This window comes from Streptomyces sp. S.PB5 (assembly GCF_030403745.1).
Classification (GTDB): Bacteria; Actinomycetota; Actinomycetes; order Streptomycetales; family Streptomycetaceae; genus Streptomyces.
In genome coordinates this window covers 564410-590720 of the sequence record NZ_JAQMWP010000001.1, presented here as the reverse complement: position 1 = coordinate 590720, position 26311 = coordinate 564410, and the positions used below count along the sequence as shown (strand labels likewise).

General features: G+C 69.8%; 23 protein-coding genes and 1 riboswitch. Of the genes, 6 read left to right on the top strand and 17 right to left on the bottom strand.

The window, feature by feature from the left end:
* Positions 1–124 precede the first annotated feature (124 nt).
* Positions 125–1366, top strand: coding sequence for a glycosyltransferase family 87 protein (locus PH203_RS02640; RefSeq protein WP_289915579.1), 1242 nt, complete (start codon positions 125–127; stop codon positions 1364–1366).
* Between the two features lie 301 nt (positions 1367–1667).
* Here the strand turns inward: PH203_RS02640 and PH203_RS02635 are convergent, their stop codons facing one another.
* The gene (locus PH203_RS02635; RefSeq protein WP_289915576.1) at positions 1668–2975 is read right to left on the bottom strand and encodes an MATE family efflux transporter; all 1308 of its coding nucleotides are present in this window, start codon (positions 2973–2975) and stop codon (positions 1668–1670) included.
* Positions 2976–3089: 114 nt separating this feature from the next.
* Here PH203_RS02635 and PH203_RS02630 point away from each other — a divergent pair, with 114 nt between their 5' ends.
* The gene (locus PH203_RS02630; protein ID WP_289915574.1) at positions 3090–3647 is read left to right on the top strand and encodes a PadR family transcriptional regulator; all 558 of its coding nucleotides are present in this window, start codon (positions 3090–3092) and stop codon (positions 3645–3647) included.
* Here the strand turns inward: PH203_RS02630 and PH203_RS02625 are convergent.
* The 5 genes from PH203_RS02625 to PH203_RS02605 all read right to left on the bottom strand — a co-directional run bounded on the left by PH203_RS02625 (position 3604) and on the right by PH203_RS02605 (position 8944).
* On the bottom strand, positions 3604–4797 hold the full coding sequence (locus tag PH203_RS02625) for a hypothetical protein (protein ID WP_289915573.1): 1194 nt from the start codon (positions 4795–4797) through the stop codon (positions 3604–3606). The genes PH203_RS02630 and PH203_RS02625 overlap by 44 nt on opposite strands.
* Before the next feature lie 32 nt (positions 4798–4829).
* The gene (locus PH203_RS02620) at positions 4830–5843 is read right to left on the bottom strand and encodes a C40 family peptidase (protein ID WP_289915571.1); all 1014 of its coding nucleotides are present in this window, start codon (positions 5841–5843) and stop codon (positions 4830–4832) included.
* Between the two features lie 237 nt (positions 5844–6080).
* Positions 6081–7115 carry an NlpC/P60 family protein gene (locus tag PH203_RS02615; protein ID WP_289915570.1) on the bottom strand — a complete coding sequence of 345 codons (1035 nt, stop codon included), beginning with the start codon at positions 7113–7115 and terminating at the stop codon, positions 6081–6083.
* A 209-nt stretch (positions 7116–7324) separates the two neighbouring features.
* Complete coding sequence (locus PH203_RS02610; RefSeq protein ID WP_289915568.1) at positions 7325–8668, bottom strand: NYN domain-containing protein; 1344 nt, start codon at positions 8666–8668, stop codon at positions 7325–7327.
* 36 nt (positions 8669–8704) lie between these two features.
* Entirely contained in the window at positions 8705–8944 is a 240-nt protein-coding gene (locus tag PH203_RS02605) for a hypothetical protein (RefSeq protein WP_289915566.1), read from the bottom strand.
* A gap of 159 nt (positions 8945–9103) precedes the next feature.
* Here PH203_RS02605 and PH203_RS02600 point away from each other — a divergent pair, with 159 nt between their 5' ends.
* Both PH203_RS02600 and PH203_RS02595 read left to right on the top strand, forming a co-directional pair.
* Positions 9104–9844, top strand: coding sequence for a rhomboid family intramembrane serine protease (locus PH203_RS02600; RefSeq protein ID WP_289915564.1), 741 nt, complete (start codon positions 9104–9106; stop codon positions 9842–9844).
* On the top strand, positions 9841–10122 hold the full coding sequence (locus PH203_RS02595) for an Lrp/AsnC ligand binding domain-containing protein (RefSeq protein WP_059197589.1): 282 nt from the start codon (positions 9841–9843) through the stop codon (positions 10120–10122). Before PH203_RS02600 ends, PH203_RS02595 begins: the two co-directional genes overlap by 4 nt.
* Here the strand turns inward: PH203_RS02595 and PH203_RS02590 are convergent.
* The 7 genes from PH203_RS02590 to PH203_RS02560 all read right to left on the bottom strand — a co-directional run bounded on the left by PH203_RS02590 (position 10119) and on the right by PH203_RS02560 (position 19459).
* Complete coding sequence (locus PH203_RS02590; protein ID WP_289915557.1) at positions 10119–12284, bottom strand: serine/threonine-protein kinase; 2166 nt, start codon at positions 12282–12284, stop codon at positions 10119–10121. The two genes, PH203_RS02595 and PH203_RS02590, sit on opposite strands and share 4 nt — an antisense overlap.
* A gap of 64 nt (positions 12285–12348) precedes the next feature.
* The gene (locus tag PH203_RS02585; RefSeq protein ID WP_289915555.1) at positions 12349–13722 is read right to left on the bottom strand and encodes an aminotransferase class V-fold PLP-dependent enzyme; all 1374 of its coding nucleotides are present in this window, start codon (positions 13720–13722) and stop codon (positions 12349–12351) included.
* A 155-nt stretch (positions 13723–13877) separates the two neighbouring features.
* A riboswitch (SAM riboswitch) is annotated at positions 13878–13994 on the bottom strand.
* 75 nt (positions 13995–14069) lie between these two features.
* The gene (gene trpD, locus PH203_RS02580; RefSeq protein WP_289915553.1) at positions 14070–15134 is read right to left on the bottom strand and encodes an anthranilate phosphoribosyltransferase; all 1065 of its coding nucleotides are present in this window, start codon (positions 15132–15134) and stop codon (positions 14070–14072) included.
* A 140-nt stretch (positions 15135–15274) separates the two neighbouring features.
* A complete protein-coding gene (locus PH203_RS02575) occupies positions 15275–16918 on the bottom strand; it encodes a cytochrome bc complex cytochrome b subunit (protein ID WP_289915552.1) in 1644 nt (547 codons plus the stop codon).
* Positions 16915–17970 carry a Rieske 2Fe-2S domain-containing protein gene (locus PH203_RS02570; protein WP_289915550.1) on the bottom strand — a complete coding sequence of 352 codons (1056 nt, stop codon included), beginning with the start codon at positions 17968–17970 and terminating at the stop codon, positions 16915–16917. The genes PH203_RS02575 and PH203_RS02570 overlap by 4 nt, the downstream gene beginning before the upstream one ends.
* On the bottom strand, positions 17967–18776 hold the full coding sequence (locus PH203_RS02565; RefSeq protein WP_289915549.1) for a c-type cytochrome: 810 nt from the start codon (positions 18774–18776) through the stop codon (positions 17967–17969). The genes PH203_RS02570 and PH203_RS02565 overlap by 4 nt, the downstream gene beginning before the upstream one ends.
* A gap of 62 nt (positions 18777–18838) precedes the next feature.
* Positions 18839–19459: a heme-copper oxidase subunit III gene (locus tag PH203_RS02560; protein WP_289915548.1), complete on the bottom strand. Its 621-nt coding sequence runs from the start codon at positions 19457–19459 to the stop codon at positions 18839–18841.
* Between the two features lie 171 nt (positions 19460–19630).
* On the opposite strand from PH203_RS02560, the gene PH203_RS02555 reads away from it, so the two are divergent.
* Entirely contained in the window at positions 19631–20032 is a 402-nt protein-coding gene (locus tag PH203_RS02555) for a hypothetical protein (RefSeq protein ID WP_289915547.1), read from the top strand.
* A gap of 120 nt (positions 20033–20152) precedes the next feature.
* Here the strand turns inward: PH203_RS02555 and PH203_RS02550 are convergent, their stop codons facing one another.
* The 4 genes from PH203_RS02550 to coxB form a co-directional block, all read right to left on the bottom strand.
* Positions 20153–21430, bottom strand: coding sequence for an Ig-like domain-containing protein (locus tag PH203_RS02550; protein WP_289915546.1), 1278 nt, complete (start codon positions 21428–21430; stop codon positions 20153–20155).
* A 153-nt stretch (positions 21431–21583) separates the two neighbouring features.
* Entirely contained in the window at positions 21584–21982 is a 399-nt protein-coding gene (locus tag PH203_RS02545; protein ID WP_109499282.1) for a cytochrome c oxidase subunit 4, read from the bottom strand.
* Positions 21979–23712: a cytochrome c oxidase subunit I gene (gene ctaD, locus PH203_RS02540; protein ID WP_289915543.1), complete on the bottom strand. Its 1734-nt coding sequence runs from the start codon at positions 23710–23712 to the stop codon at positions 21979–21981. The genes PH203_RS02545 and ctaD overlap by 4 nt, the downstream gene beginning before the upstream one ends.
* Entirely contained in the window at positions 23709–24668 is a 960-nt protein-coding gene (coxB, locus tag PH203_RS02535; protein WP_289915542.1) for a cytochrome c oxidase subunit II, read from the bottom strand. The genes ctaD and coxB overlap by 4 nt, the downstream gene beginning before the upstream one ends.
* 268 nt (positions 24669–24936) lie before the next feature.
* Between coxB and PH203_RS02530 the strand changes: the two genes are divergently transcribed.
* Positions 24937–26310 (top strand): cysteine desulfurase/sulfurtransferase TusA family protein, encoded by a 1374-nt coding sequence (locus PH203_RS02530; protein ID WP_289915540.1) that lies wholly within the window; start codon positions 24937–24939, stop codon positions 26308–26310.
* Position 26311 lies beyond the last annotated feature (1 nt).

Sequence of the window (26311 nt, the reverse complement as noted above, 5' to 3'; positions counted from 1 at the left end):
CGCCGCTGCTCCACGACCCCCGCACAGCCGGTCGCGGCCGCGTTTATGGCAACCTCACAGCAGGCCGGGACATCATGGCCATCTCAAAGTCGGCAAAGACAGCAACACGCGAACAGGGGCTCCGGTGGACATTGCGGGTGCGAGGCGGTCTCCGGCCGGACTGCTGGTGGCCTGGGGTCTGACGAGGCTGCTGCTGCTCCTGTTCGTCCTGAAGGTGTTCGTCTTCCCGGGCCCGGACGTCACGAGCGACGTCTCGGTGATCTACCAGGGCTGGTACGACGTCCTGCGCACCGGAACGTTCCCGCAGGACGACGTCACCTGGCAGTACCCGCCGGCCGCCGCCCTCGCGATCCTCTCCCCCGCGCTGCTGTCGTTCCTGCAGTACGCGACCGCCTTCTTCGTCCTCGCCTTCCTCGCCGACCTGGCCGTCCTCTGCATGCTCCTGTACACGGGCCTGCGCCCCGGCAGCTCGCTGCGCGGCGCCTGGGTGTGGGTGGTGGGCGTCCCGCTGCTGGGACCGACCGTGTACGCCCGCTACGACGTGATGGTGACCGCCGTCGCGGTGGCCGCCCTCCTCGCCGGCGCACGCCACCCCCGGGTGGCGGGCACCCTCATCGGCTTCGGGGCGATGCTCAAGGTGTGGCCGGTGCTGCTCCTGGTCGCCGTCCGCAGGAGGAGCACCTGGATGGCGGCGGCGGTGACGGCGGCCGGCCTCGCGGCCCTGTTCGCGGTGACCATGCCCGGCGCGTTCGCCTTCCTGACCTTCCAGGCGGACCGGGGCACCGAGGTGGAGTCGCTGGGCTCGCTCGTCTTCCATGTCGCCCGGCAGTACGGCTGGGACGGCCAGGTGCTGCTCAACTACGGGTCGGTGGAGTTCCTCGGCCCCTGGGTGAACATCGTCAGCACGGCCGCCCTCGCCCTCACCGGCATCGCCTTCGGCTGGCTGCTGCTGTGGCGGCTGAGGGCGACGAGGTTCCAGGCGCACACCGCCGCCGACGCGGCCTTCGTGGCGGTCCTCCTGTTCACCACCACCAGCCGCGTGATCAGCCCTCAGTACATGGTCTGGCTGATCGGCCTGGCCGCTGTCTGCCTGTGCTTCCGCGCCGGGCGAATGACAGGACCCGCCCTGATCGTCCTGGTCGCCTCCTTCGTGACGGTCCTGGAGTTCCCGATCTACTTCGGCAACGTCGTCGCGAGCGACGGCCTCGGCGTCACCCTGCTCTTCCTCCGCAACGGCCTGCTGGTCGCGGCGACCGTCCTGGCGGCGGTGAACCTCTGGCGCTCGACGGTGACCGCCGAGCCGGAGAAGCCGCTGCCCGTCCAGACCAACCTCACCGCCGATGAGGAGACCTCGGTCTCCTCCTGACGCGGGCCGCTTCTCGCCGGCGCAACCCGCCCCGCCACGAGGGCCGCCCCTCCGAGGCCCCGCGAAGTCCCGGTCCGCGCGGCGGACGTGACCCGCCTGTCCGACGGCCGCGGCCCCGTGACGCGCGAGGTTCCGGCCGCCGCCGCTACTGGACGCGGGCCCCGGCCCACGGCCCCTGAGCCGGCGGCTGCGGCCTCCTCCCCGGCGCCCCCTCCGACGGAGCCCGCCGCAGGAAACCCACCGGGCGCCCCGCGGAAACGGCGTTCGACGGCGCCGCCCCGGCCCGGGACATCGCCGCCCCTCAGACCGAAGCCCGCGCCACCAAGTCCTCGGTCTCCTCCTGACGCCTGGCTCTGAGAAACACCGCACCGACCACCGCGCACTGCACCGCCATGGCCAGCGCCAGCGCCAGGCACACCCCCGGCAGCCCCAGCCCCGACAGCCCGTACGCCAGCGGCAGCTGGAGCGCCGTCCCGAGCAGCGTCACCCGCAGCAGCACCGGTGCTCCCCCGCTGCCCTCGAAGACCCCGCCGAGGGCGATGAAGCAGGCCATGAGCAGCAGGTAGGGCCCGACACAGCGCAGGAAGAGCACGCCGTCGTGGGCGACGCCGGGTCCGGCGCCGAAGGCGGCCATGATCCAGGGGGCGGCCGCGGCCAGCAGGACAGCCGCCGCAAGTCCGAACCCTCCGGAGACCAGCACCGCCTGCCGCCCGATCGCCCGCCGCTCGTCGCGTCCGGCGCCCAGCAGATGCGCGGTGTGGATGGAAGCGGCCTGCCGGACGGCGTAGAAGCCCATCGTGGCCACGTACATGACCTTGTACGCGATCGAGTACGCCGCCACCGCCGTCACCCCGAGCCGCGCCACGATCGCGACCAGGACCAGCGCCCCGCCCTGCCGCACGGTGAAGTCGGCGGCCATGGGCAGCCCGGTGCGCAGCGTACGCCAGAAGGCGACCCCGGGCCCGGCGGCGCTGCGCAGCAGGGCGTTGCGCCGCAGCGCCACCAGACCCGCCCCCAGCGCCACGCACCGGCACAGCACCGTCGAGGCGGCGGCACCCCGGACGCCGTAGAGGTGGATGAGGAACGGGTCGCAGACCAGGATCAGGCCGTTGGCGAGGAGGGCGAGCCGCATCGGGGTCCTCGTGTCCCCGGCGCCCTTGAGGATGCCGTCGACCAGCTGCTGGGCGAAGAACACGGCGATGCCAGGCATCGAGATCGCGAAGTACCCCACGGCGAGCGGCAGCGCCGCGCCCCCGCCGAGGACCAGCCGGGCGAGCGGCTCCCGCAGCAGGAACCCGGCGGCGACCACCACCGGCGTGACCGCCCCGAACACCGCCCAGCCCCCGCGTACGGCAGCCCGTAGCGCCCCCGGGTCCCGGGCGCCCCGGGCGTGCGCGACCAGCACGGTCGTACCGGAGCCGAAGACCAGCGCCACGCCGAGGAGCACGTTCTCTGTGTTGGTCGCCACCGCGACGGCGGCCACGGCCGGGCCGCCGAGCCGGGAGACCCAGACGGTGTTGATGATCCCGGCGGCGACGGAGGCGAGGAGCGAGAAGTACACGGGGTGGGCGAGGGCTATGAGCCGCCGACGATGACTGTCCGCACACACGAGCGACCCCCTCGACTCGAGCTACCTCGATCAGAGCTACATCGAAACGAGGTAGCTCGATAAGAGATAGCATGTCCTCACGACGCCCGCAAGGGGAACAAGGAGGAAACCGGAGTGCTGGAGCTGTCGATCCTGGGCTTCCTGGCCGAAGAGCCCCTGCACGGCTACGAGTTGAAGGAACGCATCAAGGCCCTCAGCGGCCATGTCCGCCCGGTCAGCGACGGCGCCCTCTACCCGGCGATCACCCGTCTCATCAAGTCCGGCAAGCTCGACCAGCACGAGGAACCCGGCGCGAGCGCCGCCCCCCGCCGCATCCTCTCCCTCACCGCCGAGGGCCGCGAGGACCTGCTGGAACGCCTGCGCCACCCCAGACAGGCCGAGATCACCGACCAGGTCCGCTTCAACACGGTCCTGTCGTTCCTGCGCCACCTGCCGGACCCGGACGAGCAGGCCGCCGTGCTCCGCCGCCGCCTGGAGTTCCTGAACACCCCCACGAGCTTCTTCTACGACGGGGGCGAGCCGGTCCGTGCGGAGGAGACGGACGACCTGTTCCGGGCGGGCATGCTGCGGGTCGCCCGCGCGACCGGCGAGGCGGAGCGCACCTGGCTCGAAGAAGCCATAGAGCGGCTCAGCCGAGCTGATCCCGGAGATGGTCCCGCCACTGGGCGGTGAAGTCGTCCAGGTCCGTGCCCAGCACCCGCTCCAGCGCGTCCTCGACCGCCCCGGCCCGCTGCCGGTGCGCGCCCACCGCCTTGTAGAACTCCCGCAGCTTCTCCTCGCCCCACCGCTCCGCGACCATCCGGCAGGCCATCCAGCCGCTCTCGTAGGCCTGCGCGAGCTTGGCCGCGCTCCCGCTGAAGCCGAAGTCCCCGTCCCCGGGCAGCCCCTCCGGCACCCGCCCCTCGCTCACCGCCGCCGACAGCTCGGGCGCCGCCTGTCCGGGCGTACGGCCGGAACCGAGATAGCCGACGAAGTCCGCGTACCCCTCGGACAGCCACAGCGGCGTGGCGGCCGTGGTGTGGGCGCGGGTGGCGACATGGGTGGCCTCGTGGGTGAGCACGACCTGTTTGCCGACGCTCCCGAGCACGCCGTACGCATCGGGGTTGACGATGATCCGGTCCGCGGGCGCGCTCGCCGGGGCGCCCGTCTCGCCGGTGGTGACGGCGGCGATCCCGCGGTACGAGGAGGCGGGCGACGCGAGCAGACCCGCCATGCCCTCCAGGGACGTCGGTACGAGCACCACGACATGCCCGGACCAGTCGCCGCCCCATGCCGCCGACACGGCCGGCACGGCACGGTCCGCGAGGTCGGCGTAGGCGTGCAGCTTCTCGCTCGGCTGCCCGGCGCCCAGGACGAGGCTGTGCCTGCCGCGCACGACGGTCACCGCGCCCTGGTCCCACAGCTGCTCGGCGGACTTGTCGGCGGGCTTCTCGGTGTCCACGTACCACTGCCCGCCCGCGTCCAGGCCGAGGGTGAGGGTCCTGCCGACGGTGACCGGGGCGTTGTCGTAGCCCAGGATGCGGTAGCTGAGCTCGGCCTCGGCGGTCGCCGTGGCGCCGTCGCGCCGCAGGTCGGTCAGCCGGTACGCCCAGTCCGCGAAGGGCACGCCCCGGGCGTTCTCGAACCAGTCCAGGTCACCGGTCTCCCGGAAGGCCGCCGCGTCCCGGTCGAGCACGGCGGCGGACCTGCGGTCCAGGAGCCGCTGGACATCGGCCGCGGCGGTGTCGGAGGCGGACCGGCCACCGCAGGCCACGAGGGAGGCGAGCAGCAGGCACAGCAACGCTATGACGCCGTGCCGCGACGCCCGCCTTCGACCAGCCATTTCACGATCGTACGGCGGGGAGGAGGCGTTGGTCAGACCCTGGTGACCGTCGCCCCCGGCATCATGCCCACCGGGTCGTAGCGCACGGGCGCGCCGGGATAGGGCGCGTGGATCACCTGGCCGTTGCCCACGTACATCCCGACATGGCTGGAGTCGGAGCGGTAGGTGACCAGGTCACCGGGCTGCGCCTGGGAGAGCGGCACCTGCCGGCCGGCGTACCGCTGCCCCTGCGAGGTGCGCGGCAGGGAGACCCCGGCCTGGCGGTACGACCACACCATCAGGCCCGAACAGTCGAAGCCGGAGGGGCCGATGGCGCCCCAGACGTACGGCTTGCCGACCGCGGCACGGGCGGCGGCGACCGCGGCACCGGCCCGGGCGTTGGGCGGCATCGCGCTCCCGAGGTCGGGCATCTCCTCGCGGCCGGCGCGGGAAGCCCGGTCGTAGGCGGCGCGCTCCTCGGACGGCAGGGAGTTGAGCAGCTCGCGCGCCTTGGCGAGCTTCCTCTCCACGGTCCGCTTGTGGGTCGCGACGGCCTTGCGGCTCTTCTCCAGCTCGGAGAGTTTCCCGGCCGCCTCCACCCGCTCCTGGGTGAGCTCGCGCATCGCCTCCTGGAGGTCCCTCAGCTCACCGGCCTGGCGGGCGCTGATCCGGTCCAGGGCGGCGGCCTTGTCGAGGTAGTCGTCCGGGTCCTCGGAGAACAGCAGCGCCAGGGACGGATCGAGGCCGCCCGCGCGGTACTGGGCCCCGGCCAGCGAACCGAGCTCTTCCCGCATGGAGTTGATGCGCTCCTGCTGCCGGGCGATCCCGTCCTGCGCGGTGGAGACCTCCTTGCGGAGGGTGTCGGCGCGTTCGTCGGCCTTGTTGTAGGCCTCGGTGGCCTTCTCGGCCTCCTCGTAGAGGCGGTCCACCTCGGCACGGGTGTCGTCGTGCGGCGCGGCCGAGGCCGGTACGGCTCCGAGGATCGCGGCTGTGGCTGACAGGACGCAGAGCGCGGCGGACGCGCCCCGGTCGAACCCGGACGGTACAAGGCGGCGATGGGACCTCACGGGAAGCCGCACTCCTTCCGCTGGCGGACAAGGACCTTCCCCGGCGAGCCGACGGCTCATGGGGAAACGCGGCAGACAGTAGCTCCGTGACGGGGGGCCCACCAAAGACCTCCGCGGACACATAACGTGACTCCCCGCCACCGATGCAGGTCAGTGGCGGGGCGTGGGGTCAGTTCACGTCGTGTCGATTCGCCCGAACGGGCGGCACGGTGTCGCGATCTTGAAGCCGTACGAGGCTCAGATCCGGACGCCGAACTGGAACGGCATGTTGTTGATCGACTCGTAGCGGACGACCGTGCCGGTGCGCGGGGCGTGCAGGATCTGGCCGTTGCCCGCGTAGAAGCCGACGTGGTGCAGGTCGGCGTAGAAGATGACCAGGTCGCCGACCTTGAGGTCGCTCTGCGAGTAGATGCGGGTGCCGGCGCTGGCCTGGGCCTGGGAGGTGCGGGGTATGGAGACACCGGCCTGGGCGAAGGCCCAGGAGGTCAGGCCCGAGCAGTCGAAGGAGGAGGGGCCGGAGGCGCCGTAGACGTACGGCGAGCCGATCTTGCCCTGGGCGGCCTGGAAGGCGGCGAGGGCACGGCCGGAGGCGGGCGCGGTGTTGCCGAGTTCCACACGGTCGGCGGCCGAGCGACTGGCGCGGGCGTCCTCGGCGGCGAGGGCGGCCTTCTCGGCGGCCGTCAGCGTGTTGAGGAGCTTCTGCGCCTCGGCGAGCTTGGCCTGGACTTCCTTCTTGTTCTTGGCCAGCTGGGCACGGGTGGTGGAGAGGTCCTTGAGCTTCTCGGAGGCCTCGGAGCGATCCTGGGCGAGCTCGCGCTGCTTCTTCTGGATCTTCTTCAGCGCCTCGACCTGCTGGGCGCTCAACTGGTCGGCCGTGGAGGCCTTGTCCAGGTAGTCGTCCGGGTCGGACGACAGGAAGAGCTGGAGGGAGGAGTCGATGCTGCCCGTGCGGTACTGGGCGGCGGCCGCCAGGCCCATGGACTCGCGCAGCTCGTTGAGCTCCTCCTGGCCGCGGGCGACGTTGTCCTGGATGGTGGAGATCTCCTTCTGGAGCTTCTCCTGCTTCTCCTTGGCCCCGTTGAGCTCCTCGGTGGCGTGCTCGGCCTCTTCGTAGAGCTTGTCGACCTTGGACTTGACCTCGTCCTTGCTGGGCTTCTCGCTCGGCGCAGCGTTGGCGGCGTTGGCGCTCAGAGCGACTGCAGCGGCAGCAGCGGTGGTCAGCACGGTCACACGCGTGCGGCTCGGCTGCTTGGGTCGACGGTGGGACGCCACGGAGGTGAGCTCCTTCTTGTGAGTGATCACCCGTTCGGAGGTTCGAGCCCAGACCCTAGTGACCTTCTTGTGATCATTCAAATCCTCAAGCGAAAAAACCGCTCACGGAATGCATTCTTTACACACAACTCACGTGCCGTAATGCTCGATTGACGCTACGTTGCGTGACGATCCCGTCAATTCGGGCATCGAACCTGGAAGTTCGATGTTTAGGACAGGCGCTTGAGAAGCATCGCGGAAGCGACAGGCCGGGCACCCGCCTTGGCGACCCCGTCGGCGACCTCGCGGTCGGTGGAGGCGACGATGACGGGCCGGCCCGGCGGCTCGGCGCGCACCAGCTGGCGGATCAACTCGTCAGCCGTGACGCCCGGCTTGGAGAACAGCACCCGCACCCCGCGCGGCGGCGCGAGCAGCACCGGCGCGGCGAGCTCGGCCCCGTCGAAGACACAGGTCACCTCTGCCCCGGTCTGTGCGGCGAGCTGCGAGAGCTGGCCGAGCAGCCTCAGCCGCTGCTTCTCCAGGGGCATCTGGGGATAGCCGGTCTTGGTGACGTTGTATCCGTCGACCACCAAGTGCGCCTGGGGCAGGGCGAGCAGCTGGTCCAGGATCGCGGGGTCGTGCTCGGACAGGGCCCGGGCGGCGATGTCCTTCGGGGTCATTCGTCCCGGTTCGACCGCGTCGACGGTCTCGGCCGGGCGCACGGAGACCGGCGGCAACGCCAGTTCGCGGCGCAGCCCCTGGGCCGCGTCGAGCACGGTGTCCAGGAGCAGCCGCACCCGCATGTCCTCGACGCTGCGCCCCTCGCGGGCCGCCCGCCGGGTGGCCTCCAGGGCGGCCTCGGCCTCGCCCAGGCGGGCCTTGAGCCGCCGGGACTCGACTTCGGCTGCGGAGACCTGCGTCTGCCCCTCGGTGCGCACGGCGTCCATCTCGGCCTGCAGCTTGCGCAGGGCGGCCTCGCCGCGCTTGACGTCACTGAGCGCGGCACGCAGCTTGCGGTGAAGCGATTCGGCTTCCTTCTTCGCCGACTCCAGCTCGACGCGCAGCCGCTCGGTCTCGGCCCGGGTGTGCTCACGCGCGTGGGCGAGCTCCTCGCGCAGCCGCTCCAGTTCGGCGCGGCTCTCCTCGTCGGCGCGCTCGGCGTCGGCCCGCTGGGCCTCCTCACCGGCCGCCGTCACGAGCTTCACCCAGCCCGTGGGGCGCAGCACATAGGCCGCGGCCGCCACGTCGAGCGGATCCGCGGCCGGGGGCGGCGAGCCGGAGTCGAGGGCGCCGGAGAGCTCCGGCTGCGTCTCTCTGAACTTCTCCCCGATCCGTTGCCGGAACAGCGGGTCGGTCTCCAGCGCGGCGGCCATCGCGTTGCCGGCGAACTTGGCCCGCCGGTTGGGTGCGAAGCGGGCGTACTGTCTGAGCTGTGCGGGCAGTTCACCTACGGTCAGCCCGCCGAACCCGTCGGAGACGATCTGCACGACCCGTCGCCGCACACCGTCGGGCAGCGGACGGTCGAGCACCTCGGCGGCGCCGTCGCCCGGCCCCCCGCTCGCGCTCTCCACCATCCGTCACACCCCACTAGCTGTGCGGACCCCGCTCCCTCAGGAGCCGGCGCCCGGCCTGTCCACGAGTTCCACCTGATCCACCGCGTTGCACCAGCGGCAGCGCACCGACTCGATGGTCTCACTGACCACCTCGCGCTCCTCGACCTTCGGCTCACCGGCCAGGTCGAGGTGGACGTACTCGACGACCTTCGAGGAGCGGGTCACGTCGAAGCGCGTGAGATTGCCGCAGAGGGTGCAGCGCCACCGCGTCGAGTCGGTCGGCAGGGGAACCGTCATCGTGCCTGTGCTCTTTCCTTCTAGGTCTTCCATTGTCCGCGACGCGCCGGGCGCGTGTTGGCTCGTAACCCTACGGCCTGGCGGGTACTCGTCGCTCGGGCATCCACGGCGGCGAGGCGGTCTGCCCGGTTGCGTCCCCTTACGCCATGCTCTGTGTTCATGATCGGCAACTGGAGCGCGGCAGCCGTACGGACGAGCAGGTCCCTGTGGACCTCGGCACCGGTGACCTACGGCCTCATCACTCTGTGCTGCGCGCTCTTCCTGATCGGCCCCGCGGCGGGCCTCAATCCGGCGTACGGCTCCGGCGACGCGCTGCTCGCCGCCCAGCGCGCCTACTTCCACCGCTGGGGCGTGGTCCCCGCAGAACTGTTCGAAGGCTCCGCCAGAGCCACCCTGACCCCCGCCACGGCCCTCTTCGTCCACGGCAGCTGGATCCATCTCCTCGGCAACATGCTCTTCCTGTACGTCTTCGGCGCGCTGACCGAGGAACGGATGGGCCGCCTGCAGTTCCTGCTCTTCTACCTGGGCTGCGGCTATCTGGCCCTGCTCGGCTACGCGGCGGCCAACGCCGACTCCGAGCAGTCCCTGGTCGGCGCGTCCGGGGCGATCTCGGCGGTCCTCGGAGCGTTCCTGTACCTGTTCCCGGACGCCCGGATCACAAGCCTGCTGCCGTTCCTCTTCTTCCTCCCGCTGCGCTTCCCGGCCTGGGTGGTCCTGCCGTGCTGGGCGGCGCTGCAGTGGCTGGCGGCGGGACGGGCCTCGCACGGCCCGGGGGTGGCGTATCTGGCCCACCTGGTGGGCTTCGGCCTGGGCTTCCTCTTCGCCTGGGTGCGCTTCGCCCATACGACTAGAGTGAAGGCCGCCCCAGCAGCGGCCCCCGAGGGAGAGAAACAGCCGTGATCACCGCGATCGTCCTCATCAAGACCAGCGTGGACCGGATCCCCGAGATCGCCGAGTCGATCGCGGCCCTGGACTCCGTGAGCGAGGTCTTCTCCGTCACCGGCACCTACGACCTGATCGCCATGGTCCGGGTCCGGCAGCACGAGGACCTCGCCGAGGTCATCCCGGGCAGCATCAGCAAGATCCCGGGCGTGGAGGCGACCGACACCCACGTCGCGTTCCGCACGTACTCCCAGCACGACCTGGAGGCGGCGTTCGCGATCGGCCTCGACAACTAACCGCTGACGTCGAGGGCGGCGATGCCCTCGTCCGTGCCGGCGTAGACACGGCGGCCGTGGACGACAGGGGTCACCAGGACGCCCGGGTCGGGGCCCACCTCGGCCTTCCAGAGCAGCTCGCCCCGCAGGTCGAGGGCGTGGACCTCGGTGTCGGTGCGCACATAGACCGTGGAGTCCACCAGCACCGGGTCGGAGAAGGCCCCGCCCTCGCCGTAGCTCCAGACCACGTCCCTGTCCTCCGTGATGGCCTTGAGCACGGCCCCCGCGTTGGTCACCCCCAGGAAGGCGAAGGAGTCCGTCTTCGCCGGGACATAGGAACCGGCGAGGCCCGCCTCCCGCCACTTCAGGCGGCCCGCGAGATCCAGCCCGAACAGCTCGTTCGCCTGGTTCCCGGTGCTGACGACCACGGTGTCGCCGCTTACCGCGGGACGGCCGACGTCACCGTCCAGTTCGGCCTTGAACGGCACGGCGGCGCCCTCGTCGGCGATGGCGTAGAGGTGGTTGTCGTAGCAGGGCACATAGAGGACGCCGTCGGCCACGACGAGTTCCTCGGACGGCGCACCGCCCACCGCGGCGTCCCAGCGCACCTTGCCCCGGCCGTCGTACGCCTGCACGACACCCGGACCGTCGAACGTGCCTTTCGCGGACCCTACGACGACATTGCCCCCGAGCACCGCTGGCTGACGGAAGAACGGGCTCGGCAGATCCTGCGTCCACATCTCCTTGCCGTCGGCGCTCACCGCGATGAGCCGGCCCGTTTCGCCCGCGGCCTCGTTGACCGCGGCGATGAAGATCCCGTCCGCCGTGACGACCGGCCGGGTGACGAAGGACGCCCCCTTGAAGACGGTCGCCTTCCAGCGCTCCTTGCCGTCGCTGCCCAGGGCGCACAGGACCCCGTCCGCCCCGGCGAAGTACAGCGTCCGGCCGTCGGCGGACAGCGCCCCGAGGGCACCCCCGGCCACCCTCGGCGGGCCGCCGTCCTCGTACGTCCAGCCCACGGACGCCTTCCGCGCGACGCCCCCCGGCGTGCTCGCGCTCCCGCCCCGAACCTGGGAGTCCCCCGCGTCGGCCTCGGTGCCCGGCCCCCCGAGCCACCACCAGCCGCCCACTCCCCCGGCACCGGCGACCACGGCCCCGCCCACGGCGAGGCGCAGCAGCCCGCGCCGCGACGGCCGCACCGGAGGCGACAGCACCTCGGGCACCACCGTCTCCGTCACCGCCACCGGCGCCACGTACTCGACCCGGCTCTCCCGCTCCCCCGACTCCCGCTCCGGAAGCCAGAGCTCGCCACCCTGAGAGGCATCGGGACCCGGCCCGGCAGCGGTGTACCAGCCCGGACGCAGACCGCCGCGCGGGAAACCCCCCACGGCTTGGACGACGTCCTTCGGCATCGGCCGCTGTCCCGGCTCCTCCCTGAGGCAGGCCTCCACCAGCGGCAGCAGTTCCTTCGGTACGCCCGTCAGGTCGAAGTCCCGGGTCAGGATGCGCAGCAGGATCACCGAGTCCTGGCCCTCGCCGAAGGGCTCGCGGCCGCTGGCCGCGTAGGCGAGGACGGCCCCCAGGGAGAAGACGTCGCTCGGCGGTCCGACCTTGCCGCCGTTGCGGATCTGCTCGGGCGAGACATAGCCGACCGAGCCCACGATCGCGCCGGTGCGGGTCATCGCCGTCGCCTCGAGGGCCCGTACGATCCCGAAGTCGATGACCCGAGGACCGTCCGGCGCCAGCAGGATGTTGGAGGGCTTCAGGTCCCGGTGGACCATGCCGCGGGCGTGGATCGCGCCCAGGGCCTCCCCGAGCGCGGCCCCCAGCACCCGTACCGCGGGTTCGGGCAGGGGCCCGCCGTCGAGGACGGCGTCCCGCAGGTTCGGCCCGTCCACGAACTCCGTGGCCATCCACGGATGTTCGCCCTCGGGATCGGCATCCACCACACGCGCGGTGTACGTGCCCGCCCCGCCGACGGTCTGGGCCGCCCGCACCTCCTGCCGGAACCGGGCGCGGAAGGTGCGGTCCTGGGCGTACTCGGCCCGTACGACCTTCACCGCCAGCCGCAGCCCGGTCCGTGACTCGGCGAGGTAGACCTCGCCCATGCCGCCCGAGCCGAGCCGGCCCCGTACCTCGTACGGGCCGACCCTGCGTGGGTCCGTCGTGCGCAGCGCCTGCACTTCCTGCTCCCCCGTCCAGCACACTCTCTCGAGGAGGCAGGGTATACGCAGCGCTGTCAGCAGGTCAGACCGCCGGGACGCAGCGGCCGTCCTCCGTGCGGTACGTCCACTTCGCCCCGTCCCGCACCAGCTCCTTGACGGCGGTCACGAAACGTTCGACGTGCTCGTCGGGCGTGCCCGCGCCGAAGCTCACCCGGATCGCGTTGAGGGACTTCTCGCCGGGCGCGGCCTCGGGGGCACCGCATTCGCCCTGGGTCTGCGGGTCGCTGCCGAGGAGGGTGCGGACGAGGGGGTGGGCGCAGAAGAGGCCGTCGCGGACGCCGATGCCGTACTCGGCGGAGAGGGCGGCGGCGAAGTGGGAGCTGTTCCAGCCCTCGACGACGAAGGAGATCACGCCGACGCGCGGGGCGTCGTCGCCGAACAGGGAGAGGATCCGGACCTCGGGGACCTCGGCGAGACCGGCCTTGACCGTCTCGATCAGGTGCTGCTCGCGGGCGACCAGGGTGTCGAAGCCGGCCTCGGTCAGCGCCTTGCAGGCCGAGGCGATGGAGTAGGCGCCGATCACGTTCGGGGAGCCGGCCTCGTGGCGGGCCGCGCTCTCGTGCCACTCCACGTCCACCCCGCCGTCCTCGCGCCGGGTGACCTTGCGGCTGGCGCCGCCGCCCGCGAGGTAGGGGTCCGCGGCCTGCAGCCAGTCGGCGCGGCCCACGAGGACGCCGGAGCCGAAGGGCGCGTACAGCTTGTGCCCGGAGAAGGCGACCCAGTCGACGTCGAGGTCCTGGACGGACACCGGGTGGTGCGGGGCCAGCTGGGCGGCGTCGAGGACGATCCGGGCGCCGTGCGCGTGGGCGGCGGCGGCCAGCTCGCGCACCGGCCACAGCTCGCCGGTGACGTTGGAGGCGCCGGTCACGCAGACGAGGGCCGGGCCATAGGGGTCCCGGTCGGCGAGGGCCTTCTCCAGGGTCTCGACGGCCTGCCGCGGGGTGCGCGGGGCGTTCAGGTAGGTGACCCGGGCGTCCTTCCAGGGCAGCAGCGAGGCGTGGTGCTCGGTCTCGAAGACGAAGACCTGGCAGTCGGCGGGGAGGGCCCGGGCCAGCAGGTTCAGGGAGTCCGTGGTCGACCGGGTGAAGACCAGCTGGTCGTCGGCGCGGCAGTCCAGGAACTCCGCGACCGTCCTGCGGGCGTTCTCGAAGAGGTCCGTGGAGAGCTGGGAGAGGTAGCCGGCACCGCGGTGCACGCTCCCGTAGTACGGCGCGTACGCCGCCACGTCGTCCCAGACGCGCTGGAGAGCCGGGGCGCTGGCCGCGTAGTCGAGGGCCGCGTAGGTGACCTCGCCGCCCGTCACGAGCGGGACGGTGACATCCCGGCCGAGAACGGGCAGCTGGGCACAAATGGTCTGGGCGGCGGCAGCGGTGGAGACAGACGTGGCGACAGACATGGGGAACTCCCGTGAGAGGGCACGCCGAAGCAGGGGCATGCAGTGAAGAGAAAAGAGGAGAAAAGGGTGCGCGGAGGCGGGGCTCGGCAGCCCTATCGCATTCGCTTGCTCACGGAAGACTCCCTCGAACGACCAGGACCCCTGGTTTCGAGAGGGGCCCGCGCTTGCCGTAGACCTCGCTGCCTACGGCCTGGTCTTCACCCGGGGCACCCCGCCACGGACGGAGGGTTGCCGGACAGTCGGCCGGGGCCTCATGACTGTCACTCATGACCTGGTACAGGAACGTACGTGAGGTGATCGTCGTCCCGCAACCCGTGTCCGGATCGCGGGACGACGCTCGGTGGACCTCAGGCGTTGCTGGCCGCCACCCAGCGCTCCAGCGTCCGCTTGGCGGCGCCCGAGTCGATCGACTCCGCCGCCTTGGCCATGCCGGCGCGGATCTGCTCGGCGAGCGGGGCACCGGTCGGGTCCAGGGCGACGAGGGCGGCCGCCGAGTTCAGGACGACGGCGTCCCGGACCGGGCCCGTCTCACCGTCGAGCAGCCGCCGGGCGACCTCCGCGTTGTGCGCCGGGTCGCCGCCCCGCAGTGCCTCCACCGGAACCAGCTCGATGCCGACGTCCCGCGGGTCGAAGGTCTCCTCGGTGACCTTGCCGTCCCGGACGATCCAGACGTGGGAGGTGGCCGTCGTCGTCAGCTCGTCGAGGCCGTCGTCACCGCGGAAGACGAGGGAGGAGTTGCCGCGCTCGGCGAAGACACCGGCGACGATCGGCGCCATCAGCGGATCGGCCACGCCCACCGCCTGGGCCTTCACCTTCGCCGGGTTGGTGAGCGGGCCGAGGGCGTTGAACACCGTGCGGATGCCCAACTGGCCGCGGGCGGCGCCCGCGTGACGCAGTGCCGGGTGGAACTTGATGGCGAAGCAGAAGGTGATCCCCGCCTCCTCGGCCACCTCGGCGACCCGCTTCGGGGTCAGGTCGAGGTTGACGCCGAGCTTCTCCAGGACGTCCGAGGAACCGGACGCGGACGAGGCCGCGCGGTTGCCGTGCTTGACGACCTTCGCGCCGGTGCCGGCCACCACGAGGGAGGACATCGTGGAGATGTTCACCGTCTTGGCGCCGTCGCCGCCCGTGCCGACGATGTCGACGGTCCGACCGGACACCTCGATCACATTGGCGTGCTCGTACATCGCCCGGACCAGGCCGGTGATCTCCTCCACGGTCTCGCCCTTGGCCCGCAGCGCCACCACGAACCCGGCGATCTGCGCGTCGGTCGCCTCGCCGCGCATGATCTGGTCCATCGCCCAGGCCGTGGCGTCCGCGCTCTGGTCCCGGCCGTACAGCAGGGCGTTCAGCACCTCGGGCCAGGAACGGCCCGCCGCGGTGTCGCCTCCAGCGGGGGTCACAGCGCTCATAAGGCCGCTCCTGGGTGTCGTAGAAGGTGTGTGTTCGCACAAGGGCGTGCAGCCCACCCTATCCAGCTCAGGGCATGAAGAAGGGCCCCCGTCCGAAGACCGGACGGGGGCCCTTGCTCCGCGCGTGGCGAGCGCAGCGATCAGTGGTGGCCGTGGCCGCTCGTGATCTCCTTGTACTCCTCGACGGTCGGCTTGGGGATCTGGGAGTCCTCGCCGTAGTACGCCTTGCTCAGCTTGGCGCGCAGCTTCTCGGAACCCTTCACCTTGCGCTCGACGCCGTTCTCGTCGACCGTGGCGCCGATCGCGACCGGCTCGTACTGCTCGTGCGCGGTGAGCGTGTGCAGCGCGTCCTGGCTGAGCGGCTCGTGCACCTCGATGAACTCACCGTGCGGCAGGCGCTTGATGATGCCGGACTCGCGGCCGTGCAGCACCTTGTCCTTGTCACGGCGCTGGAGGCCGAGGCAGATCCGCTTGGTGACGATGAACGCGAGGACCGGGGCGACGAAGAACGCGATCCGGACGAACCAGGTGATGGCGTTGATCGACAGGTGGAAGTGCGTGGCCCAGAGGTCGTTGCCACCACCGATGAGCAGCACCATGTACCAGGTGATCCACGCGACACCGAAGGCGGTGCGCGTCGGGGCGTTGCGCGGGCGGTCCAGGATGTGGTGCTCGCGCTTGTCGCCGGTGACCCAGGCCTCGATGAACGGGTAGACCGCGATCGCGACCAGGACCAGCGGGAAGATCATCAGCGGGATGAACACACCCAGGACGAGCGTGTGACCCCAGAAGTCGATCTCCCAGCCCGGCATGACACGGATCAGGCCCTCGGAGAAGCCCATGTACCAGTCGGGCTGGGCGCCCGTGGACACCTGGTCCGGACGGTAGGGGCCCATGGACCAGATCGGGTTGATCGAGGCGATCGCCGAGATGGCCGCGATGACACCGAAGACCAGGAAGAAGAAGCCTCCGGCCTTGGCCATGTAGACCGGCAGCAGCGGCATGCCGACCACGTTGTTGTTGGTCTTTCCGGGGCCCGCGAACTGCGTGTGCTTGTGGTAGAAGACCAGGATCAGGTGGGCCACCACCAGGCCGAGCATGATGCCCGGCAGCAGCAGGATGTGGACCGAGTAGAACCGGGCCACGAAGTCGCCGCCGGGGAACTCGCCGCCGAACAGGAAGAACGACAGGTACGTGCCGACGATCGGCACGGACAGCACCGCGCCCTCCATGAAGCGCACACCGGTGCCGGAGAGCAGGTCGTCCGGGAGCGAGTAGCCGGTGAAGCCGGTGAACATGCCCAGGACGAACAGCAGGAAACCGAACAGCCAGTTGACCTCACGCGGCTTGCGGAACGCACCCGTGAAGAACACACGCATCATGTGCACGAACATGCCGGCGAGGAAGATCAGCGCCGCCCAGTGGTGGATCTGCCGGATCAGCAGACCACCGCGCACATCGAAGGAGATGTGCATGGTCGAGTTGAACGCCTCGGACATCAGCTGTCCCTGCAGCGGGACGTAACTGCCGTGGTACTCCACCTCGTTCATCGACGGGTGGAAGAACAGCGTCAGATACACACCCGTGAGGATGATGATGATGAAGCTGTACAGGCAGATCTCACCCAGCATGAACGACCAGTGGTCGGGGAAGATCTTGCGCATGTTGGCCTTGGCCAGGGAGTAGATCCCCAGCCGGCCGTCGGCCCAGTCGGCGACGCGCTCACCGGCCGGGGCTTTTCCGCGCCGCTGCTCAGTGCTCGCGGCTGTCTCGTTGGTGCTCATCCGCGCTCCCAGAAGGCAGGACCGACGGGCTCTTCGAAGTCGCCGAGCGCCTCGAGGTAGCCCTCCTCGTTCACACCGATGCGCAGCTGCGGCAGGGCGTGACCGGCGGGGCCGAAGATCACCCGGGCGCCGTCGGAGAGGTCGAAGGTGGACTGGTGGCAGGGGCAGAGCACGTGGTGCGTCTGCTGCTCGTACAGGGAGATCGGGCAACCGACGTGGGTGCAGATCTTCGAGTACGCGACGATGCCCTCGTGCGACCACTCGAGCTCGCGCTTGTCCTTGATGTTGTCCGGCTGGATGCGGACGATCATCAGGGCGGCCTTGGCGATCTCGGTCTGGAACTCGTGGTCGTGCTCCTCCAGGCCCTCGGGCTTGGCGAAGGTGAGCGACCCGACCGCGACGTCCGAGGGGCGCAGCGGCTCGTTGGTGTTCATGTTGACGAGCATCAGCCCCTTCTTCCACATGGTGTGGCGGAGCTTGGTGCCCGGCAGCGGACCGAGGTCGCGCAGGAGCACGACGCCGGAGAGCGGCACCAGGGTGAGCGCGCCCAGCATCGTGTTGCGGATCAGCTTGCGACGGCCGATCGCGGACTCCTTGGCGCCCTGCTTGAAGTCCGCGTGGACCTTCGCACGGACCTCGGGCGACGCCTCGATCGGGTGACGCTCGTCGGCGATCTCCTCGTCGGACATCAGGGTGCGGGCCCAGTGGACCGCGCCCGCGCCGATCGCGAAGAGCGCGACGCCGAGCGTCAGGCCCAGCGCGAAGTTCAGCGCGTTGATGTGACCGATCGTGAAGACGTAGATCGACTTGTCGTGCGGGATCGCCACGTACGAGGCGATGAAGGCGACCGTGGCCAGCATCGACAGCGTGAACAGCATGGCGACCGCACGCTCGGACCGCCTGGCGGCCCGCTCGTCGATGTCCTGGACACGGTGCTCGTGGGGCGGCAGACCGGGATCGGCGAAGGGATCCTTGTCGTCCGCGACGCTTACCGCACCGTGGGCGTCCTGCTCAGCGGGCAGGTTCTCTTCTGGAATGTCTTGGCTACTCATGACTTCTTGGCCTTTGCGGTCCGAGCGGCGACCCAGACGGCGACCGCGATCAGCGCGCCGAGTCCGAAGATCCAGGCGAACAGGCCCTCGCTGACCGGACCGAGACCGCCCAGCTCAAGACCGCCGGGGCTCTCGGTGTCGTCACCGTTGACCGCGTCGAGGTACGCGATGATGTCCTTCTTGTTCTGCTCCGACAGCGTGGTGTCGGGGAACGAAGGCATGTTCTGCGGGCCGGTCTGCATGGCCTCGTAGATGTGCTTCGGGTCGACACCCTCGAGCGTCGGCGCGAACTTGCCGTGCGTCAGCGCACCGCCCTTGCCGGTGAAGTTGTGGCACTGCGCGCAGTTGGTGCGGAACAGCTCGCCGCCCTTGGCGATGTCCGCGCCCTCCGGGCTGTACTCGTTCTTCGTCGGGACGGCCGGACCGGCACCCAGCGAGGAGATGTACGCGGCGAGCTGGTCGATCTCGGCCTGCGTGTAGATGACCTTCTTGCGCGGGACCTGCGCGCCGGGCTGCTGGGCCGGCATACGGCCGGTGCCGACCTGGAAGTCGACGGCGGCGGCGCCCACACCCACGAGGCTCGGGCCGTCGGTGGTGCCCTGCCCACCGGTGCCGTGGCAGCTGGCGCAGCCCACGGCGTAGAGCTTCTTGCCCTCGTCGATGGTCAGGGACTGGGCTGTTTCATCGGCCTGCGCCTTGTCCGCGGGCGCGAACACGGCGTACAGCCCCCCCGTGCACGCCAGCGCGAGGAGTAGGACGACGACCGCCGCCAGCGGATGGCGTCGTCGTGCGGAGAGCTTTTTCACGGATTACCCCGGTGTCAGGATCTTCTGCGTCGATGCTTCTGGAATGTCGGGAGCGGGCCCGGCTACTTGATCATGTAGATCGTGGCGAAGAGGCCGATCCAGACGACATCGACGAAGTGCCAGTAGTAGGACACGACGATGGCGGCGGTCGCCTGCTCGTGAGTGAACCTCTTGGCCGCGTACGTGCGACCGAGGACGAACAGGAAGGCGATGAGGCCACCCGTCACGTGCAGGCCGTGGAAGCCGGTGGTCAGGTAGAAGACCGAGCCGTACGGGTCGGAGGAGAGCGAGAGCCCGTCCTTCTTGACCAGCTCGGTGTACTCGTACACCTGCCCGCCGATGAAGATCGCACCCATCACGAACGTGACGATGAACCACATCCGGAGCTTCTTCACATCACCGCGCTCGGCGGCGAACACGCCGAGCTGGCAGGTGAGGGAGGAGAGCACCAGGATCGTGGTGTTGGTCGCCGAGAAGGGGAAGTTCAGAAGGTCTGCCTTCTCCTTCCAGAAGTCGGGACCGGTCACCGATCGGAGGGTGAAGTACATCGCGAAGAGGGCCGCGAAGAACATCAGCTCGGAACTCAGCCAGATGATGGTTCCGACGCTGGTGAGGTTCGGCCGGTTGACCGACGGGTGCGCGTGCCCGGTTTCTACTGTCGTTGCTGTCGCCACGACCGACATTATGTCGGTCGCTTATCCCGCCCTCACTCCGGGGGGTGCCGTTCGGAGTGTTCGGCACGTGTGTACTGCCCGGATGGCCCATCGCAGGGGTGTTCAAGCGGGTGTTGACGGCGTGTTCAAGGGGGTAGCATCCGCCGCATCGGTACCCGACCAATGACGCGCGGAGGAACGATGCAGGCGACCGCCACGGTGCTGGTCTACAGCGATGACGCAGGCACCCGCGAGCAGGTGCGGCTCGCCTCCGGCAGGCGACCGGCTCCCGATGTGCCGTTGGTCGAGTTCGTGGAGTGCGCTACGCCTGCGGCGGTGGTGAGCGAGCTGGACAAGGGCGGGATCGACGTCGCCGTCCTGGACGGCGAGGCCGTGCCCATGGGCGGCATGGGGCTGTGCCGGCAGATCAAGGACGAGGTCTTCAGCGCGCCGCCGGTGCTGCTGCTGATCGGCCGGCCGCAGGACGCGTGGCTGGCCACGTGGAGCCGTGCGGAGGCGGCTGTGACGCATCCGGTGGATCCCGTTGAGTTCGCCTCGGCGTTGGCTTCTCTGCTGCGGGCGAAGAGGCCGCTGAGCGCCTAGGAGCACGGGTCCTGGGGTTCGCGGGCGGCTGCGGGCCCATCGTGGCTTGTCGCGCCCACGCGGCGGAGCCGCATATCGACACAGCCCCGCGCCCCTCGGGTTCGTGCCCCTGAGGCAGCTCTATACGCTCTCCGGCCTCAGCCTGGCCTTCTGCGCCGGGCTGGGGCCCTCCGGTGTGCCGCCCACCAGGGCGCTGCCCTTGCGCCACTTCTTCCAGCTGAGGTTCCAGTCGCCGAAGCCGTTGCCGAACGACTCCATGGTGTCGCCGTCCGAGTTGACGACCTTGACCACGTCGCCCTCGCGGACGTTGTCGAAGAACCACTCGGCGTTGCCGGTGCTCATGCCGGTGCAGCCGTGGCTGACGTTCGCGTAACCCTGGGAGCCCACGGACCAGGGCGCGGCGTGCACGTACTCGCCGCTCCAGGTGAGGCGGGTGGCGTAGTAGACGGGCAGGTCGTACGACTCCGGGGAGCCCTCGGCGATGCCGATGCTGGTGCCGCGCATCCGTACGAAGTACTCCCTGCCGAGTACGACCTTGACGCCGTTGCGGGTCTCGAAGCCGGGCTTGCCGGTGGTGACCGGGATCTCGTTGACCGCCTCGCCGTTCCTGTAGAACGTCAGGGAGTGCGACGAGGCGTCCGTCACGGCGATGACGCGGTCGCCGGTGGTCAGCTTCAGGGGCTTGACCTTGCCGCCCCACAGCCGGTCGCTGATCTTGATGCCGTCCAGGTTGCTGCGCACCTGGATGGTGGCGTGGGCGGGCCAGTACTCCTTGGGCCGGTAGTGGAGCTCCTTGTCGTCCACCCAGTGCCAGGCGCCCTCGGTGGCGGGCATCGAGTCGACCTTGAGGGCGCGTTCGACGACGGCCCGCTGCGCCTTGTCCTTGACGGGCTTGCTGAGTTCGGCCGTGATGGGCTGGCCGACGCCGTACTTGCCCGCCTTGGGGCCGAAGGTGACCTTCAGCCGCTTCTTGGTGAGGGGCTTGCCGGTGTCGAAGGTGAGGACCCGGCGGCCGGGCGCCCCGTCCTCGTCCTCGGTGCTCACCCGCACCGTGTAGTGGGCGCTGGCGGCCAGCGGGGTGGTGCTGTGCCAGCGGGAGCCGTCGGCGGAGAGTTCGCCCGCCACATGGCGTCCCGTGGCGTCCATGGCCGTGACGTCCGTGATGCGGCCGTCGTCGTCCTCGGCTGTGACCTCCAGCGGCTTGTCCGGGTCGGCCTTCTCCCCGTCGCCCGAGGGGCCGTTGAAGGCGATCTGGTCCGCCGCGTCATACGGCGCCGCCGACAGCGGGTTGCCGTCGCCGCCGCAGGCGGTGGCGCCCGCGGTGAGGGCGACGACCAGCAGCGCACAGGAGATGACGGTGCGCGTACGCGGGCTCCGGTAAGACACGGTCTGGCTCATGACTTCACGCTAGGAAGCTTTGTCAGCACCGGCGCGGTGGGTAGCGCGGACGAGTGACCGGCATTGGGGCAAACGGCTACCGAAACTGCTGCAAAAGCGGGAGCCCGGACCCTCCTGACGGAGTGTCCGGGCTCCTGTTGAGCTCAGGCCGTGCTACTGGGTGCGGTTCTCACCGCGGTAGTACTCGAAGACCCAGCCCCACAGACCGACCAGGATCAGCGGCGCCGAGAAGTACATCAGCCACCAGCCGATCGCGATCGACAGGAAGGCGAGCGCGCCACCGACCGCGAGGGACAGCGGCTGCCAGCTGTGTGGGCTGAAGAACCCGACCTCGCCGGCGTCGTCCGCGACGTCCGCCTCCTTGTTGTCCTGCGCGCCCGCGTCGACCCGCCGGGCCGTGAAGCCCAGGTAGAAGCCGACCATGATGCACAGACCGAACGCCAGGAAGAGGGCCGTGGTACCGGCCGGCTCCTTCGACCACACGCCATAGACGACCGCCATGGCGAGGACGAAGACGCTCAGCCACATGAACATCTTGCCCTGGATCTTCACTTGCCGGCCTCCTTGCCGCCCGCGAGAGCCTTCTCACCGTGAGGCGCGTTCTCGAGCTGGTCGAGCGCGGCGATCTCCGGGTGGTGCAGGTCGAACGCCGGGGATTCGCTGCGGATCCGCGGCAGGGTGAGGAAGTTGTGCCGCGGCGGCGGGCAGGACGTCGCCCACTCGAGCGAACGGCCGTAGCCCCACGGGTCGTCGACCTCGATCTTCTTGCCGTACTTGGCCGTCTTCCACACGTTGTAGAAGAAGGGCAGGATCGACGCGCCGAGGACGAACGAGCTGATCGTCGAGATCGTGTTCAGGGCGGTGAAGCCGTCGGCCGCGAGGTAGTCCGCGTAGCGACGGGGCATGCCCTCGGCACCCAGCCAGTGCTGGACCAGGAAGGTGCCGTGGAAGCCGATGAACAGCGTCCAGAAGGTGATCTTGCCGAGGCGCTCGTCGAGCATCTTGCCGGTCATCTTCGGCCACCAGAAGTGGAAGCCGGAGAACATCGCGAAGACGACGGTGCCGAACACCACGTAGTGGAAGTGCGCCACCACGAAGTAGGAGTCCGAGACGTGGAAGTCCATCGGCGGCGAGGCCAGGATGACACCGGTCAGACCACCGAAGGTGAAGGTGATCAGGAAGCCGGTCGCCCAGAGCATCGGTGTCTCGAAGGACAACGAGCCCTTCCACATCGTTCCGATCCAGTTGAAGAACTTCACGCCCGTTGGCACGGCGATGAGGAACGTCATGAAGGAGAAGAACGGCAGCAGCACCCCGCCGGTGACGTACATGTGGTGCGCCCACACCGTCACGGACAGACCCGCGATCGCGATGGTCGCGCCGATCAGGCCCATGTAGCCGAACATCGGCTTGCGGGAGAAGACCGGGATGACCTCGGAGATGATGCCGAAGAACGGCAGCGCGATGATGTACACCTCTGGATGGCCGAAGAACCAGAAGAGGTGTTGCCACAGCAGCGCCCCGCCGTTGGCGGAGTCGAAGATGTGCGCCCCGAACTTGCGGTCCGCCTCCAGGGCGAACAGCGCGGCCGCGAGGACCGGGAAGGCGAGCAGGACCAGGACCGCGGTCAGCAGCACGTTCCACACGAAGATCGGCATGCGGAACATCGTCATGCCCGGTGCGCGCATGCAGATGATCGTGGTGATGAAGTTGACCGAGCCGAGGATGGTGCCGAAGCCGGAGAAGGCCAGACCCATGATCCACATGTCGGCGCCGATGCCCGGCGAGCGGACCGCGTCCGACAGCGGGCTGTAGGCGAACCAGCCGAAGTCGGCCGCGCCCTGCGGGGTGAGGAAACCGCCGACCGCGATGAGCGAGCCGAACAGGTACAGCCAGTAGGCGAACATGTTCAGCCGCGGGAACGCCACGTCCGGCGCGCCGATCTGCAGCGGCATGATCCAGTTCGCGAAGCCGGCGAACAGCGGCGTCGCGAACATCAGCAGCATGATCGTGCCGTGCATCGTGAACGCCTGGTTGAACTGCTCGTTCGACATGATCTGCAGACCCGGACGGGCCAACTCGGCGCGCATGAGGAGCGCCATCACGCCACCGATGCAGAAGAACGCGAACGACGTGACCAGGTACAACGTACCGATGGTCTTGTGGTCAGTGGTGGTGAGCCACTTGACCACGACGTTGCCGGGCTGCTTGCGCCGGACCGGCAGTTCGTCCGCGTAGTGGGACTCTGCCGCGGCACCCTGGGGTTCGTTGAGGATGCTCACAGGTTGTTCGTCTCCCGGTTCTTCTCGTGGGCGGTCTGCTCGATGCCCGCGGGAACGTAACCGGTCTGCCCCTTCTCAGCGAGTTCCTTGAGGTGCTGCTCGTAGCGCTCGGGAGAGACGACCTTCACGTTGAACAGCATTCGGGAGTGGTCGACGCCGCAGAGCTCCGCACACTTGCCCAGGAAGGTGCCCTCCTTGTTGGGGGTCACCTGGAAGGAGTTGGTGTGCCCCGGAATGACGTCCTGCTTCATCAGGAACGGCACCACCCAGAAAGAGTGGATGACGTCACGCGAGGTGAGGATGAAGCGGACCGTCTTGCCCTTGGGGAGCCAGAGGGTCGGACCCGGGTTGTTGGTCTGCGGGTTCCGCGTGCCGGGCGTACCGACGTCGTAGACACCGCCCGCGTTCGCCGGGAACTGGTCCTTGAACCGGTCCGGGATCGCGTCCAGGTTCTTGTCGGTCTTCGCGTCACCGGTGGAACCGTCGACGTTCTCGATGTAGTTGAAGCCCCAGCTCCACTGGAAGCCGACGACGTTGACGGTGACGTCGGGCTTCTTGTCGAGGCTCAGGAGCTTCGACTCGTCACGAGCCGTGAAGTAGAAGAGCACCGAGACGATGATGAGGGGGACCACCGTGTACAGCGCCTCGATGGGCATGTTGTACCGGGTCTGCGGAGGAACCTCGACCTTGGTGCGGCTGCGCCGGTGGAACATGGCGCTCCACAGGATCAAGCCCCAGACCAGCACGCCGGTGGCGAGCGCGGCCGCCCACGAGCCCTGCCACAGGGAGAGGATCCGCGGAGCCTCTTCGGTGGTGGGGGTGGGCATACCAAGGCGGGGGAAGTCCTTGTATGTGCAACCGGTCGCGGTCGCCAGGACCAGGCCCGCGGTCATTGCCTGCAGCAGCTTCCGCCGCATCGGGCGCCGCGGCGAGCGGTCGGAGCCGTTGGGACTCACGTAGCGCCTTCCCGAGAGTCTCGCCCGCGCGTATTGGCTGCGGCCTGCCTTACTCGGTGGTCGGTCGCCGCCCTGCGTCGGGCAGGGGTTTGGATGTTTATGCGGACCAAACCCTAGCCCACGCCCTCCGGGGGTTCGCGGGGAGGGGGGCCTAGTGGAGTGGGGGTTCGCTTGATTGGCGGCTGCGGGCCTGTTGTGGCTGGTCGCGCCCGTCGGCGGGGCCGCAATCAGACACAGCCCGCGCCCCTGGCGGCGTTAGCGTTGACGCGTGTCCTACTTCGACGCTGCATCCAGTGCTCCCCTCCATCCCGTCGCTCGTCAGGCGCTGTTGGCCTCGCTGGACGAGGGGTGGGCCGATCCCTCCCGTCTCTACCGCGAGGGCCGTCGAGCCCGGATGCTGCTCGATGCCGCCCGGGAAGCCGCCGCCGAGGCCGTGGGGTGTCGACCGGACGAGCTCGGTTTCACTCCGTCCGGGACCGCCGCCGTACACAGCGGTGTCGCGGGGGCGTTGGCCGGGCGGCGGCGCGTCGGGCGTCACCTGATCGTGTCAGCTGTTGAACATTCCTCCGTGCTCCATTCGGCCGAAGCGCATGAGGGCGAGGGGGGTTCGGTCACTCGGGTGAGTGTCGACCGTACGGGGCGGGTGGACCCCGCCGGGTATGCCTCCCGGCTTCGGCCGGACACCGCGCTCGCCTGTCTTCAGTCCGCCAACCATGAGGTGGGGACCGTGCAGCCGGTGGCGGAGGTCGCCGAGGCCTGCCGGGCGGCCGGAGTGCCGTTGCTGGTGGACGCCGCTCAATCGCTGGCCTGGGGGCCGGTCGAGGGTGGGTGGTCGCTGCTCGCCGGGAGTGCGCACAAATGGGGCGGACCGGCGGGGGTCGGTCTGCTCGTCGTCCGGAAGGGCGTGCGGTTCGCCGCTCAAGGGCCCACGGACGAAAGGGGGTACGGCTTCGAGAACCTCCCCGCGATCGTCGCGGCGGCTGCCTCGCTGCGGGCCGTGCGGGCCGAGGCGGCCCAAGAGGCGGTACGGCTGCGGGAGCTGACGGAGCGGATCCGGGCGCGGGTGCCGCGGCTGGTGCCGGACGTGGAGGTGGTGGGGGATCCGGAGCGGCGACTGCCCGGGATCGTCACCTTCTCCTGTCTCTATGTCGACGGGGAGACACTGCTGCACGAGCTGGATCGGGAGGGTTTCTCCGTTTCCTCCGGATCGTCCTGCACGAGCAGCACGCTGACGCCCAGCCATGTGCTGAAGGCGATGGGTGTGCTGAGTGAGGGGAATGTGCGGGTGTCGTTGCCGTGGGGGGCGACGGAGGAGGACGTGGAGAGGTTCCTCGCGGTGCTGCCGGGGGCGGTGGCGGGGGTGCGCGAGAAGCTCGGGGCGCCGACGCCTTCCGCTGTCGTGCAGGTCGCGGAGGAGGGCGAGCTGGTCGTCGACACCCTCGGCAAGCGGTGCCCGATCCCCGTGATCGAGCTGGCGAAGGTCATCGGAGACGTGCCGGTGGGCGGCCTGGTCAGGGTCCTGTCGGACGACGAGGCCGCGCGGCTGGACATCCCTGCGTGGTGCGAGATGCGGGAGCAGGAGTACGTGGGAGAGGAACCGGCGGACAAGGGAACGGCATATCTGGTCCGCCGGCTCTCCTAGC